Genomic DNA, 13,498 nt, shown 5'->3' on the forward strand with positions numbered 1-13,498 from the left:
CGTTCGGTCAGCCGCAGCGCAGATCCTTGGCCAGCGGGATGCCGTCGCGGTTCTTTTCCACCCAGCCCATGATCCGGCCCATGGTCATCTTGCTGCCACCGAAGCCGATCCAGGGGGTGAATTCGGTGTTGAGGATGCTCTCGGGATCGAGCCGCAGCAGCCGGACAAAGACCTGCGCCACGATTGTGCCGCCCACGCCGGTCAGCTTGCCGGTCTTGTCGGCTTCCTGAAGGCAGTAGAACCAGAGCGGCGTCTTGTCGATATGGCGCTCTTTCAGTGTCTCCGGCGCCGCCAGTTCCTTGATGCCCAGATGCGGCGCGTGATCGTGCAGCCAGCGCGCCACCTGCTGTCCCGAGGCCAGGTTCAGCGTGGTGCGGTCGCGCAGGATGTTGCGCAGCCCCAGCTTCTTGGCCTGATCGCGGGGGACCACCAGATCGCCCCAGCGTTCCTCTTTCGACACCACGGCATCGGGCAGGGCAAACAGCGTCTCGGCCATCTGCGTGCCCACCGGCAGCGCTTTCTGCGCCCGCCCGTTGCCCATCTCGAAGAACATCTCCATGTCCATGTCGTCGCCGGGATCGCGCGGGCCGAGGGATTTCATCATGGCGAAGAGATCGCGCGGCGGCTGGCCGTTCTTCAGCACGTAGGAGGGCTGCACGGTGGAATGGCCGAAGCGATAGGCCGCGCCCGAGAACTCCGCCGGCATGATCGGCGCATGCGGCCCGAAGATATGGGGCGTGCTCAGCGCCGCGTCGATGCAATCCTGATCCACGAAGGCGGGCAGAAGCTGGTGCAGCACCAGCCATTGGTAATGCAGCCGCACGCTGCGGCGCACATGTTCGAAATCCATCAGCCGGGGGGCGACGGTCTCGTGCCAGACGCTTTGCCGGATCGACATGGCGCCCATCTCGCGCACGTCGTCGGCGGCGCTGCCGCCCTCCTTCACATGGCTCATCAGGATGTTGTGCAGGCAGATGAAGGCGCCCTGGATCTGGCTGACGAGGATGTTCTCGTCGTTGCGCGGATCGCCGATCAGCGCCGTGCCCTTGCCGTTGCGCGCCAGATCGAGCGGGCAGGCGTCGCGGCCGAAGAGCAGGTAATCCTTGTGCTGGGGGTGATAGAGATGCGGGGTCGCCTCGGGTCCGTCGCCATAGACGCAGTCGAGATCCAGCGTCGGGGTGCGCACGTTGCGGATCGAGCGCGGGTCGATCTTCTTGCCGATGCTGCTGGTGGCGTCGAGCGTGATGTCGTGATCGACGAACTGCCCGAAGAAGGTCATGCCCGCATCGGCGGGGCCGGTGGCGATCTGATCGGTCTTCATCTCATCGACCAGCGCGATATAGGCGTCGAGGATATGCTGGTGCGACAGGTTGCCGGTGATCTCGTTGGGCTTGCCGAGCAGGTGGCCGAAATGCTGGGCGGGTGGCGTTTCGGACATCAGCGCGGTGCCGTCGAGGCATTGTTTGACAAGGTAATCGTAGCGGGACAGGGCGTGGATCATGCCGGTCATGCGGAAAGTCTCCTGAAAAAAGGCTGTCTGAAAATCTGCGAACGGGGCGGATTCCCCTGCGTCAGCCTGACGCAGCCGCGTCATCCGGTCGTGAATGAAAATTCCTGAATATGTCGCTCCGGCGCGGGATCCGGTCCCCGGGGTGGTCCTTTGCGGGGCGGCCTGCTAGCCTGCGGACACAATCACCACAGGGAGCGTTTTTATGGGGCCGGCTACGGACGCCGACGATATTTCGCAGATTGCATTTGGATTCATGGGGTCGCAGGCGCTGTTCGTGGCGCTCGACCACGGGGTGTTCACCCGGCTGGCGGACGGGGCGCTGACCGCCGAGGAGATGGCGGCGGGCACGGGCCTGCATCGCGACCGCGCCGAGACCCTGCTGACGGCGCTGGCAGGGCTGGGTCTGGTGAGTGTCGAGGCGGGGCGCTTTGCCAATTCTCCGGCGGCGGCGGCCTTTCTGGTGAAGGGCGAGAAATACGATTTCGGCGATTACATCCGCCTGCAGGTCGGGCGCCAGATGTATGGGCTGATGGGGCAGCTCGGCGCCGTTGTCGCGGGCACGCTGCCGGCCGGGGCCACCGCATCTTACGAGCAATGGTTCTCTGATCCGGAGCAGGCGCGGCTTTACTCGGAAAGTCAGCACGCCGGATCGCTCGGTCCCGCCCGCCAGCTTGCGCGGCGGCTGGATCTGTCGGGCGCGCGGCATCTTCTGGACGTGGGCGGCGGCACCGGCGCCTTTGCGATCACCCTCTGCCGCGCCTTTCCCGAGCTGCGCGCCACCATCGTCGATTTTCCCAATGTCGCGGCGCTGGGGCGGCGCTATGTCGAGGCGGCGGGGCTGTCGGAGCGCATCTCCTATGTCGAGGGCAACGCGCTGGAGAGGGGCTGGCCCGGCGGGCAGGATGTGATCCTGATGTCCTATCTCTTTTCCGGGGTGCCGGGCGCGGCGCATGACGGGCTGATCGGGCGCGCCTTCGATCATCTGGCGCCGGGCGGGCGGCTGCTGATCCATGATTTCATGGTGCATGCGGATCGCAGCGGGCCGCCTCTGGCGGCGCTCTGGCAGCTTCAGCACACCGCTTTCACGCCCGAGGCGCGTTCGGTCGATACCGAGGGGCTGACGGCGCTGATGACCGCGAAGGGATTTGCCGAGGCCTCGGTGTCGGAGATGATTCCGCAGATGACCATGCTGGCCGAGGCGCGGCGCGCGGCCTGAGGTTTGAAAGCGCCCGCAATCGGGAAATTTCCCGATTGCGGGCGCTGCCGCTTTGCCGTATCACCCCGGCGCAGGCACCCGTAGCTCAGCTGGATAGAGCGCTGCCCTCCGAAGGCAGAGGCCATAGGTTCGAATCCTATCGGGTGCGCCATCTCCCATTCGTCGCCGTCCCTGTTATTCACGTTTCAGCAGGGGGTTCGGGAAAGCCTACGGATGCGCTTTCCGGCCATGCGCGCTTTCCCTGTTGTCAGTCGCGGGTGAAGGGAGGGCGATCTTTTGCGAAATAAATGTCTTTGCAGATGTCGTATAGCTTCTTGTCCCAGACTGTGAAGCCATCAAGAATATCGCGCTGACGGGGGCTCAGATCTTGTAGAGCACTATCGGTGTCGGCGTTCCCCGGTGCCCGGTTGAGACGGACCATGCCCGGTTTTGTGATGAGCTTTCTGGCGAGAAGACGCTTTACGAAATCGTCGAAATACTCGGTCAGACCGTAGGTGAAATCGTCGGCGAGAATGTTGGAGATCGCCTCATGCGTCAGCCGGGCCTTCACATGCTCATTCTGTTGCTGCGCGCGCCTGTTTGCAAGCCTGCGAACCTGGCCGTTGTCGAGATCCTGGTCGGGTTTTCCGGTCTCGGCCGAGAACTCGAGAAACGTTCCAAAGCTCATGCCACCGCCGGCGACCTGCTCATGCAGAATATGCGTTTGAGTCCGAAGGACGTAGCGATAGAAGCTCAAGATCCGGGCTTTGGGGTCGCGTAGCACCGTAATATAGTGGCACTTCTGAGGAAGATGCTGCGCGACGCCGTAAAACAGGTGTCCGAAAACAAAGCGCAAAGCGGCCCGGTCCTCGATCGACATGGTCTTTAAGGATGCCAGGAACCCGTCATTCACCGCCAGTGCGGTGCCCTTCGCGCATTCACGGCCAAGTATGGCACTCAGCGACGAGCCTGCGGTTTTGGGAATGTGCAGATGGATGAGCGCGGTTGACCCGGCATTGCCGGCCATCTCGGAATGCACCTTTTGTTTGATATTGCGTTGCTTCAGATTCCGGGAGAACTCGGCAGATTTCCAGAAACTCTGACGAAGCTGCGCGCCGCTTTTAAGGTTGCGGAGTTTTCCTTCGATCTCTTTCTGGGACGGCGACCTCCCAAGGTAGATTCGGTAAGCGATCTCAACATCATGCGCCGAAATCCCCTCGTTCTCTTGCTCGGTGAGTTTTTCGACACTCATGGAGATTTCTCACGTATTTACGCCAACCGTCACTGGCCGTTTCCTGCCCACGATCCGCACAGGAAACATCCGTATTCTGGAGAAAATCGTTCAGAGCCGCGTCCCGGAAACGCAACGCCCAAAGGGTGTGATCCCGAAAACCGCTGAGCAATCCTCTCACGCCTGCAAGAGGTATCACCGCCGCATCGTGCCCGCAAACTCAAGTTGTGATTTGCCCCGGCGCTACGCGCATTAGGAGTCGATCCTGATGCTCGAGAAAGCCGCGAGGCGCGTTGCGAGCGAGATAACCGGTGGCCGGCGGGCCGCGCCCGGCCTGCCAGAGCCCCGCCAAACGCGCTGTAAATCGTCTCGAAGGGTCTGCGTTTATGGTGGGTGATGAGAGACTCGAACTCCCGACATCTTCGGTGTAAACGAAGCGCTCTACCAACTGAGCTAATCACCCGGCCTGCGCGGGTTTATCCAACCCCGCGGGACGTTTCAAGCGGCTTCGCCACGCTGATTTGCGAGCGACCGACCCCGGCGCGGCGGTCAGCCGCCGAGGAAGGGCAGGGGCAGGCCGAAGGCATCGGCCAGCAGCACCGCGTTCAGCCCCAGTACGGCGGTTGCCCCGGTGAGCGCCAGCAGGCGGACAAGCGGGCCCGTGGCGTGATCGCCCATCACGTCGCGGCGCGAGGTGAAGACGATCAGCGCGATCATCGGGACGGGCAGGGCGATCGACAGGATGACCTGGCTGACCACGAGCGCCTGGGTCGCGTTCACCCCCGCAGCCACCACCGCGAAGGCCGGCAGCATGGTGATCAGCCGCCGCAGCCAGATCGGGATGCGGATGTGCAGGAAGCCCTGCATGATCATCTGCCCGGCCATCGTGCCCACCACCGATGACGACAGCCCCGACGCGATCAGCGACACCAGAAACACCCCCGCGGCGGCGGCACCCAGCAGCGGCGTCAGCGTGTGATAGGCCGTCTCGATCTCGGCCACCTCGCTGTGGCCGAGGTGAAAGGCGCCTGCGGCCATCATCACCATGGCCATATTGACCATGCCGGCCACGGCCAATGCCAGCACCACCTCGGTGTTGGAAAAGCGCAGGACGCGGCGGCGGTCCGCGTCGGAGCGGATGAGCGTGCGGTTCTGCGTCAGGCCGGAATGCAGATAGATCGCATGCGGCATGACCGTGGCGCCGATGATCCCGACGGCAATGGTCAGCGCTGCGGTATCGGGCAGATCGGGGGTGACCAGCCCGGTTGCGGCCCCGGCCCAGTCCACCGGGGCGATCAGCAGCTCGGCCAGGTAACACAGGCCGATCACGCCGACAAAGGCGCCGATGATCAGCTCCATCGGACGAAACCCCCGGCGGTCGAAGAGCAGTAGCGCATAGGTGACGATGGCGGTGATCGCCATGCCCACGATCAGTGGCAGCCCGAACAGCAGCGCCAGCCCGATGGCCCCGCCAAGGAATTCGGCCAGATCGGTGGCCATCGCCGCCACCTCGCTCACCGCCCACATCCCCCAGACAACCGGCCTGGGAAAGCGGTCGCGGCTGAGCTCGGCGAGGTTCTTTCCGGTGACGATGCCCAGCCGCGCCGAAAGCGCCTGGAACAGCATGGCGATCAGATTGGCCAGCAGAACGACCCAGAGCAGGCTGTAGCCATAGCCGGCGCCGGCCTGGATATTCGTGGCGTAGTTGCCGGGGTCCATATAGGCCACCGAGGCGATGATCGCCGGCCCGGCAAACAGAAGACGCCCGCCAAGCCCGCGCCGTTCGCCTGCCAGCACCGCCGCCATGCCCTGCCGGGCGCGCTCTGTCGAAGTCATGAAACCGGTCCGTTTGCGCAGAATGCGAAGAGTCTGAGTTTTAAATATAGCCGTGGCTATATCGCATGCAATGGACAATTCAAGTTGCGACAGTCTTTGCGCCGCATTCGATGCCGCTCCGCTCTGGCGGGCGGCCAAAGCCTTGGCTATAAAGTATGTCCACGATATGCCTTGTGGCGCCGCGCCGCTCTGGAAGGACCCCGATGACGCAGGACGATTCGCCACCCGCCGCCGCGCAGCCCGACCGGTTCGCCCATGCCCGCGAGGCGCAGGCGGTGGCGCTGCTGGAGGATTACGTCGAGATGATCGGCGATCTGATGGCCGAGCTGGGCGAGGCGCGGGTGGCCGATATCGCGCTGCGCATGGGAGTGGCGCAGCCCACCGCCACCAAGGCGGTGGCCCGGCTCAAGCGCGAGGGGCTGGCGGTGTCGCGCCCCTATCGCGGGGTCTTTCTGACCGACTCCGGGGCCGAGCTTGCCGACCGGGTGCGCGCCCGCCACCGCACGGTGGTGGCCTTCCTCGTTGCCGTGGGCGTGCCGGAGGAGGTGGCGGAGCTCGACGCCGAGGGCATGGAACACCATGTGTCGGCAACGACGCTGCGCGCCTTCGAGGCGTTTCTGGCGGAAAAGGGCTAGCGGCCCTTATTCCATCGACAGGATCATATTGCGCACCACCGGGTAGATCTCGTTCTCCCAGCGGCGCCCGTTGAACACGCCATAATGGCCGACATTGGCCTGAAGGTGATGGCGCTTGAGATGCGGGCGCAGGGTCGAGCAGAGATCATGCGCGGCGGTGGTCTGGCCCAGCCCGCAGATGTCGTCGCGCCCGCCCTCCACGGTCAGCAGCGCGGTGTTGCGGATCTTGGAGGGATCGACGGTCTTGCCGCGATAGGTGAAATCGCCCGTCGCCAGCTCGGCGCGCTGGAAGACCCGGTCGATCGTCTGGATGTAGAACTCGGCGGTCAGATCGAGGACGGCGAAATATTCGTCGTAGAAGTCCTTGATCTTCTTTGCTTCTTTCTCTTCCCCCGCAGCGAGGTGTTCATAGAGCTTGCGGTGCTGCGCCTGGTGCCGGTCCATGTTCATGGTCATGAAGGCGGTGAGCTGGACGAAGCCCGGATAAACCTTGCGGCCACCGCCCGGAAAACGCATCGGCACGGTCGAGATCACGTTGCGTTCGAACCAGGACAGCGGTTTCTCGTTGGCCAGATCGTTCACCGCGGTGGGGCTTTCGCGCACATCCACGGGCCCCGCCATCAGCGTCATCGAACGCGGCGTCGCGGGGTTCTTTTCCTCCGACATCACCGCGACCGCGGCGAGGGTCTGCACGCAGGGCTGGCAGACCGCCAGGACGTGGCCGCCGGGGCCGATCTCTTCCATGAAGCGGATGACGTATTCGACATATTCCTCGACGCCGAACTCTCCGGCATCGCGGGGCACGTCGCGGGCATTCTTCCAGTCGGTGATATAGACATCGTGATCGCGCAGCAGCGTGCGCACCGTCCCGGCGAGCAGCGTGGCGAAATGGCCCGAAAGCGGTGCGGTCACCAGCACCTTGGGCTGCTCGACCTCGATGTCGCGCCGGAAGCGCAGCAGATTGCCGAAGGGCATGTCGAGCACGACTTCCTCGGTCACCGGAACTTCGCGGTTCTCCACCTGCACGGAATGAATGCCGAAGCTCGGCCGCTCATGGCTGAGGCGGAAGCGCGACACCATTTCCATGAGGGCGGCGTTGCGGCGCAGCAGATCGCCAAAGGGGCCCATATTTTTCGGGCCAAACGCCAGCGACGAGAGCGCGGCGGTCCGAAAAGGGGCGATAATATCATCAAGTCCTTGATAAGTTGCGTAAAGCACGTTGGTTCGCCCTTGTTAGTCCATGAAAACGCTAGCCAGAACGCCGCGCCTGTGCGACAAAAAAATTACCGCACTGCAGCATGAGGAGCGAAGTGAAGACGCCATGACACAGGCAACGCTCACGATTTCATCGAAAAATTATTCCTCTTGGTCGTTGCGCGGCTGGCTGTTGTGCAAGATGTCGGGCCTTGATTTCAAGGAAGAACCGGTCGATCCGACCGATGCGGATGTGCGCCAGGAACTGCTGTTGCTGTCGCCCACCGTGCGGGTGCCGCGCCTCACCCATGGCAAGGTCGAGGTCTGGGACACGCTGGCGATTGCGGAATACCTGTACGAGATCTTTCCCAAGGCGGGGCTTTTCCCGAAGGATGTGGCGCAGCGCGCCCATTGCCGGGCCATCGCCGGCGAGATGCATTCGGGCTTCTACAACCTGCGCTCGGCGCTGCCGATGAACCTCAAGGCACGGCACGAGACCTTCAAGATGTTCTCGGGCGCGCGGCCCGACGTGGAGCGCATCAAGACGATCTGGAGCGATTGCCTCGAGACCTATGGCGGGCCGTTCCTCTTTGGCGAGCCGACGGTGGCGGATGCCATGTATGCGCCGGTCTGCACCCGGTTCCGCACCTATGCGGTGACGCTGGACGATGCGCTCGAAGCCTATATCGACACGGTGCTCGACTGGGCGCCGATGAAGGAATGGACCGAGGGCGCGCTGGCCGAGCCGGAAGAGATCGAAGAACTCGAAGTCGAATTCTGAAGACCCGCGCGGTGACGGGCCAAGCTCTGGATTTCGGGCGGAATTGGCGTTACGCCGCTTCCCAGGCCGTGACGGTGGCTTGGGGCGCGTAACATGTCGAATTTTCTTCTTCGCGATCCGGATTGTATCCTGATCCACATTCCCAAGACCGGCGGATCCTCGATCCGGCGCGGGCTCTGGAAAGGGCGCTACGAAGGGCCGGCCTTCGGTGACATTCCGGAAAGCTGGCCCGAGGTCTTCCGCTTCGCCTTCGTGCGCCACCCGCTCGACCGCTTCGTTTCTGCCTATGCGGATTTCACCCAGATCCGGGGATATGGCGGCGGCATCGGGCGCTTTGCCAGGATCGCCATGGACGAAAGCGTCGCCTATGGCGAAGAGCGCGCCACCCGCAAGGAGCGCATCCGCCATCACACGATCCCGCAGACCCACCCGTTCAACTGTCTCGATCTGGCCGACACGCTCTATCGCTTCGAGGATTACGAGGCCGAGGTCGCGCGGCTGGCGGAAAAGACCGGGGTCGGGGTCGACGGGTTGCAGCACCGGCGCAAGACACAGCACGAGGGCTGGCGCGAACTGCTGGATCCCACGCTGGTGCGCAGCCTGACCGGCTTTTACGAAGAGGATTTCACCCGGCTCGGCTATCCGCTGCCCTGAGCGGCCGTGTCTGCCAGGTGCCGGGCGAGCGCCAGCGCGCCGTCAAGGCCGCTGCCCTTTGCCGGCACCAGCGCCTGGGCCATCTCGCGGGGCAGCCAAGGGGCATAGGCGCCGGCGACGCCGCCGATGAGGCAGACCGGCTCGCCCGGCGCCCAGCCAAGCGCGTTGATCCCGGTCGCGATATAGCCCGCGCCGCGCCGCATCAGCCGCTCTGCCGCCGTGTCGCCCCGCGCCGCGGTGACCCGTGGTGCGAGCCGGCCGAAATCCTGCGGCGTCGCTCCGGTCGCAAAGGCCACGATGCCCGCCGCGCCGCCCATCTCGTCCAGCAGCGCCCCGGTCAGCGCGCTGGCCGGTTCGAGCCCGTCGCGCGCGCGCAGGCTGTAGGCCAGCGCCTCGCGTCCGAGCCAGGCGCCCGAAGCCTCGTCCCCCAGGGTCAGCCCGTATCCGCCCAGCGTCGAAAACCCGCCATCCGCCTGCCGGGCGAGAAAGCTGCCGGTGCCGATCCCGGCCACGCAGCCGGTCGCCTCTCCCAGCGCGCCGGCCACCGCCGCGCGCCGGTCTTCCTCGACCACGGCACGGTCGAGCGGCAGCGCCGCCGCGACCCGCGCGGCGATCTCCGGCCCGGTCACGCCGGCCAGCGCCAGATAGGCCGGGCAGGGGCGCAGCGCCTGCAGCGCCAGCCCGGCGCTGTTCGCCAATTCGGAAAGACCCGAAACAAGGGTCGCCACGGCGCCGTCGAAATCGCTGGTGACATTGGCCGCGCCCAGCCGCAGCTCGATCCGCGTGCCCTCGCGTTCCAGAGCCAGCCGGCAGGTCGAGCCGCCGGCATCGGCGGCGAGGATCACCGCGACAGCTCCCGCATGCCCCGGTCGATGCCCTCGAGCGTCATCGGGACCATGCGGTCCTCGAAGATGTCGCGGATCATCTGGATGCTCTGGGTGTATTGCCAGTGGCGTTCCGGCACCGGGTTGATCCAGAGGTGATCGGGCCATTGCGCGCGGGCGCGCTCCAGCCAGGTCTGGCCGCTTTCGGCGTTCCAGTGTTCGTTGGCGCCGCCGGGATAGGCGACCTCGTAGGGCGACATCGAGGCGTCGCCGACGAAGATGCATTTGTAGTCCGACCCGTAGGTGTGCAGCACGTCCCAGGTGGGTGTCTGCCGGTCCCAGCGGCGGCGGTTGTCGCGCCAGACGCCTTCGTAAAGGCAGTTGTGGAAATAGTAATGCTCCATGTGCTTGAACTCGGAGCGCGCCGCCGAGAACAGCTCTTCGACCACGCGGATATGGTCGTCCATCGAGCCGCCGACATCGAGAAACAGCAGCAGCTTCACTGCGTTGCGCCGTTCGGGGCGGGTCTTTACGTCGAGATAGCCATGTTCGGCGGTGGCGCGGATCGTGCCATCCAGATCCAGCTCCTCATGGGCGCCGTCGCGGGCCCATTTGCGCAGCCGCTTCAGCGCCACCTTGATGTTGCGCGTGCCCAGCTCGACGCTGTCGTCGAGATTGCGGAACTCGCGCTTGTCCCAGACCTTGACCGCGCGGCGGTGGCGGCTTTCGTGCTGGCCGATGCGCACGCCTTCGGGATTGTAGCCATAGGCGCCGAAAGGCGAGGTGCCGGCGGTGCCGATCCATTTGCTGCCGCCCTGGTGGCGGCCCTGCTGTTCCTTGAGCCGCTCCTTGAGCGTTTCCATCAGCTTGTCGAACCCGCCAAGCGCCTCGATCTCGCGCTTCTCCTCGTCGCTGAGATGCTTCTCGGCCATCTTCTTCAGCCAGTCGGCAGGCAGGTCCACCGCCTCCAGCATCTGGTCGAAGGAAATCGCCTCCAGCCCCTGAAAGGTCGCCGCAAACGCGCGGTCGAAGCGGTCGAGATGGCGCTCGTCCTTCACCATGGCGCTGCGGGCGAGATAATAGAACCCGTCCACGTCATAGGTGGCGAGCCCGGCGCGCATCGCTTCGAGGAAGGTGAGATATTCGCGCAAGCTGACGGGCACCTGCGCCTTGCGGAGATTTTCGAAGAAGGGGACGAACATGCGCGGTCCTTTCGGGCGGCTCGCCCCATCCTACGCAAAGCGCTCTCCGCTGCAACCGCTGCGCTCTTCGGGATTACCGGCGGCCCCCGGTCCGGGGCGGTGGCGCTTCGCTCAGGTGACCACCTTTTCGATCACGATCGTGACGACCAGCCCCAGCAGCCCGAAGGCGATGGCATAGGCCACCACGAACTGCGCGATATCCGCGGCGTTGCCCTTGCGGCGGCGGGCGGTCAGCCCGCCCAGAATGGCGCCGATCAGCACCCCCGCGATCACGATCATGCCTGCCCTCAGCCCCCTTTGAGCGGATTGAGCGAGCCGATCTCGCGCAGCTTGGCGCGGACGGCCCAGTCCGAGCCGAACCCGTATCGTGCCCAGCCGAGGGAGTCCAGACGCACCTGCCGTCCTTCGGCAACCCGGCCGGACAGGTCCAGCGCCTCGGCGCGCAGCAGCATCAGCGTTGCCAGAAGCGCGGCGTTCTCGTGCCGGGCGGCGGTGTCGAGATGCTGGCCCAGCAGATAGAGCGCGTCCTCGGGACGGTTGTCGTTGATCGCATAGGCGGCAAGCTGCGAGGCCACATAGGCCTGGTGAAGCTGGGTGTTGGGCGAGGCGGCGAAATAGCGCTGTGCCAGAACGAACTGGTCCTGCGCGTCTTCGGCGCTCACCCCTTGCAGGATGCGGCCCATGGCATAATGCGAGAAGCCGCGGCGATGATCGCTCCAGCCCATGGCGGTGGCGACGTTCAGCGCCTCGGCGGCGGCGGTGCGGCGTTCGGCCGGCGTGGCACCGGGGCCAAGCGCTTTCTGGATCGCGTCGATCCAAACCCGCGGGGTGCGGGGCAGGCGGCGCACCGGCTGGCCCGCGCCCGCCGGGTTCACCTGGGCAAGGATCGCCGGCAGCCGGTCGGCCACGTCGCGGCGGGACATGCCCGAGCGCAGGGCGGGATCGTAATAGGCCCGCAGCACCGTCATGTCGAAGCCGGTCAGCACCGTGTGCACGTTGTCGTCGTTGAACACGCTGTCGGCGAGGCGGTAGAGGTCGTTGAGCGGCCCCAGCGCCTGGGCGATCTCTTCGTGCAGGCAGTCGCGGACCTCTTGCGGGGCGGCGTCGGCGGGCAGGAAGATGGCCACTTTCTCGCGTCGCGTGACCCGGGCCCAGCTCACCACCGCGCTGCGGCGGGCCGAGAGATATTCCTTGAGCGACGAGACATTGGGCACCACGAAACAGGCCGCCTGCGGCAGATGGCGGCGGATCTCGGCGCGCGGGATCGCCACGAGGGTGATGTTGGCGGCGGGGCCCTGAACCTGGGTGATGTCGATCCGCGCCTCGGTGCGCAGCCGGTGGATCAGCCGGTTGAGATCCGGCGCCAGCGACGGCGGCGGGCTGCCGGCGACGCGCAGGGTGATCGGGCCTTCGAAGCGGGTGAAGGCCGGCAGCGAGCGGCCCGATTCCAGCGTGAAGGACAGGTCCAGGAAATCCCGGGCAAGATCGGAGTTGGAAACCACCGGCGCGGTCGGGCGCGGGGTGGAGAAGCTCTTCATCGCGGGCAAGCCGCTGACGCTTTCGACCGAGGCGGCGGCGCGGGTGGCGGTGTCGGAGGGCGCGACCGGCATACAGGCGCTGACGGCCAGACAAAGCGGGAGGCAGAGCGGGATCAGGAACCTGCGCATCACGGCCTCTGATACTTGATGAAGGGCGTGAGCGTGCCGATGCGGTCGTAAAGCTGGCGCGCGGTGTGGTTGAACTCCTGCGTGAGCCAATAGACCGTGGGGGCGCCGGCGCGGTCGGCGGCCTCGTAGACGCCCTCGATCAGCGCCCGGCCGATGCCCTTGCCGCGGACTTCGGGGGCGGCATACAGATCCTGCAGGTAGCAGACATTCTCGACGCGCCAGCAGTGGCGGTGAAACAGGTAATGGGTGATGCCCACGACCGTGCCGTCCAGCTCGGCGACCAGCGCGTTGAAATCGTGATCGTCCGATCCGAGCAGCCGTGCAAAGGTGCTTTGGTAGACCTCTTCGGACAGTGAGGTTTCGTAGAAGGCGAGATACGCCTTCCAGAGTTCGCGCCAGATTTCCTCGTCGTGCGCGGTGAGGGGCCGCACGATCACATTCGATTGGGACACTAGTTTCGAAGCCTGCCTGCTGCTTTTGATCTCAGATGTTCAAGACATCCGATGTTTTTCTGTCCTCTATGCGATCACTATAGGGCAAAAGCTGGGTTTCTGCACAGCATGCGATTCGCGGGGCGAAAAGAAACATCGCCTTATGCGGGAGTTCCCCTCAACTGCCTGTTTTTAAAGGGGATGGCCTGTGCATTGATGCAACAATGATGCAACAATCAGGGCGGGAAACCGCGATTGTTGCTACACTCTTCATGGCTCGATTGCGGCATTTCGTCAGGGTGACGCCGCGGAAAAAGGGCAGAGGCCGGCCTGCGAGG

13 protein-coding genes and 2 tRNA genes are annotated in these 13,498 nt (G+C 65.0%); 5 read left to right on the top strand and 10 right to left on the bottom strand.

Features of this window, described 5'->3' with window-relative positions; genetic code table 11:
* Positions 1 to 7 precede the first annotated feature (7 nt).
* A complete protein-coding gene (locus tag M4578_RS03965; protein WP_258092149.1) occupies positions 8 to 1,510 on the bottom strand; it encodes a peroxidase family protein in 1,503 nt (500 codons plus the stop codon).
* Positions 1,511 to 1,712: 202 nt separating this feature from the next.
* Here M4578_RS03965 and M4578_RS03970 point away from each other — a divergent pair, with 202 nt between their 5' ends.
* Together M4578_RS03970 and M4578_RS03975 are read left to right on the top strand one after the other, a co-directional pair.
* Entirely contained in the window at positions 1,713 to 2,726 is a 1,014-nt protein-coding gene (locus M4578_RS03970) for a methyltransferase (protein WP_258092150.1), read from the top strand.
* A gap of 74 nt (positions 2,727 to 2,800) precedes the next feature.
* Positions 2,801 to 2,877, top strand: a tRNA-Arg gene (locus tag M4578_RS03975).
* Between the two features lie 96 nt (positions 2,878 to 2,973).
* Here the strand turns inward: M4578_RS03975 and M4578_RS03980 are convergent.
* The 3 genes from M4578_RS03980 to M4578_RS03990 all read right to left on the bottom strand — a co-directional run bounded on the left by M4578_RS03980 (position 2,974) and on the right by M4578_RS03990 (position 5,772).
* On the bottom strand, positions 2,974 to 3,957 hold the full coding sequence (locus M4578_RS03980) for a sulfotransferase family protein (RefSeq protein ID WP_258092151.1): 984 nt from the start codon (positions 3,955 to 3,957) through the stop codon (positions 2,974 to 2,976).
* Positions 3,958 to 4,323: 366 nt separating this feature from the next.
* Positions 4,324 to 4,399, bottom strand: a tRNA-Val gene (locus M4578_RS03985).
* Positions 4,400 to 4,485: 86 nt separating this feature from the next.
* Positions 4,486 to 5,772 (bottom strand): Nramp family divalent metal transporter, encoded by a 1,287-nt coding sequence (locus M4578_RS03990; RefSeq protein ID WP_258092152.1) that lies wholly within the window; start codon positions 5,770 to 5,772, stop codon positions 4,486 to 4,488.
* A gap of 203 nt (positions 5,773 to 5,975) precedes the next feature.
* Here M4578_RS03990 and mntR point away from each other — a divergent pair, with 203 nt between their 5' ends.
* A complete protein-coding gene (mntR, locus tag M4578_RS03995) occupies positions 5,976 to 6,407 on the top strand; it encodes a manganese-binding transcriptional regulator MntR (RefSeq protein WP_258092153.1) in 432 nt (143 codons plus the stop codon).
* A 6-nt stretch (positions 6,408 to 6,413) separates the two neighbouring features.
* Here the strand turns inward: mntR and M4578_RS04000 are convergent, their stop codons facing one another.
* On the bottom strand, positions 6,414 to 7,625 hold the full coding sequence (locus M4578_RS04000) for a polyhydroxyalkanoate depolymerase (RefSeq protein ID WP_258092154.1): 1,212 nt from the start codon (positions 7,623 to 7,625) through the stop codon (positions 6,414 to 6,416).
* A 103-nt stretch (positions 7,626 to 7,728) separates the two neighbouring features.
* On the opposite strand from M4578_RS04000, the gene M4578_RS04005 reads away from it, so the two are divergent.
* Both M4578_RS04005 and M4578_RS04010 read left to right on the top strand, forming a co-directional pair.
* Positions 7,729 to 8,382: a glutathione S-transferase family protein gene (locus M4578_RS04005; protein ID WP_258092155.1), complete on the top strand. Its 654-nt coding sequence runs from the start codon at positions 7,729 to 7,731 to the stop codon at positions 8,380 to 8,382.
* 93 nt (positions 8,383 to 8,475) lie between these two features.
* Positions 8,476 to 9,036: a sulfotransferase family 2 domain-containing protein gene (locus M4578_RS04010; protein WP_258092156.1), complete on the top strand. Its 561-nt coding sequence runs from the start codon at positions 8,476 to 8,478 to the stop codon at positions 9,034 to 9,036.
* Here the strand turns inward: M4578_RS04010 and M4578_RS04015 are convergent.
* The 5 genes from M4578_RS04015 to M4578_RS04035 all read right to left on the bottom strand — a co-directional run bounded on the left by M4578_RS04015 (position 9,021) and on the right by M4578_RS04035 (position 13,163).
* Positions 9,021 to 9,881: a glucosamine kinase nucleotide-binding domain-containing protein gene (locus tag M4578_RS04015; protein ID WP_258092157.1), complete on the bottom strand. Its 861-nt coding sequence runs from the start codon at positions 9,879 to 9,881 to the stop codon at positions 9,021 to 9,023. The genes M4578_RS04010 and M4578_RS04015 overlap by 16 nt on opposite strands.
* Positions 9,878 to 11,062 (bottom strand): vWA domain-containing protein, encoded by a 1,185-nt coding sequence (locus M4578_RS04020; protein ID WP_258092158.1) that lies wholly within the window; start codon positions 11,060 to 11,062, stop codon positions 9,878 to 9,880. Before M4578_RS04020 ends, M4578_RS04015 begins: the two co-directional genes overlap by 4 nt.
* 111 nt (positions 11,063 to 11,173) lie before the next feature.
* On the bottom strand, positions 11,174 to 11,341 hold the full coding sequence (locus tag M4578_RS04025) for a Z-ring associated ZapG family protein (protein WP_258092159.1): 168 nt from the start codon (positions 11,339 to 11,341) through the stop codon (positions 11,174 to 11,176).
* Positions 11,342 to 11,349: 8 nt separating this feature from the next.
* Positions 11,350 to 12,729, bottom strand: coding sequence for a DUF2927 domain-containing protein (locus tag M4578_RS04030; protein ID WP_258092160.1), 1,380 nt, complete (start codon positions 12,727 to 12,729; stop codon positions 11,350 to 11,352).
* Positions 12,729 to 13,163, bottom strand: coding sequence for a GNAT family N-acetyltransferase (locus M4578_RS04035; protein WP_420854797.1), 435 nt, complete (start codon positions 13,161 to 13,163; stop codon positions 12,729 to 12,731). The genes M4578_RS04030 and M4578_RS04035 overlap by 1 nt, the downstream gene beginning before the upstream one ends.
* Positions 13,164 to 13,498: the final 335 nt, after the last annotated feature.

This window comes from Salipiger pentaromativorans (assembly GCF_024721115.1).
Taxonomy (GTDB): Bacteria; Pseudomonadota; Alphaproteobacteria; order Rhodobacterales; family Rhodobacteraceae; genus Salipiger; species Salipiger pentaromativorans.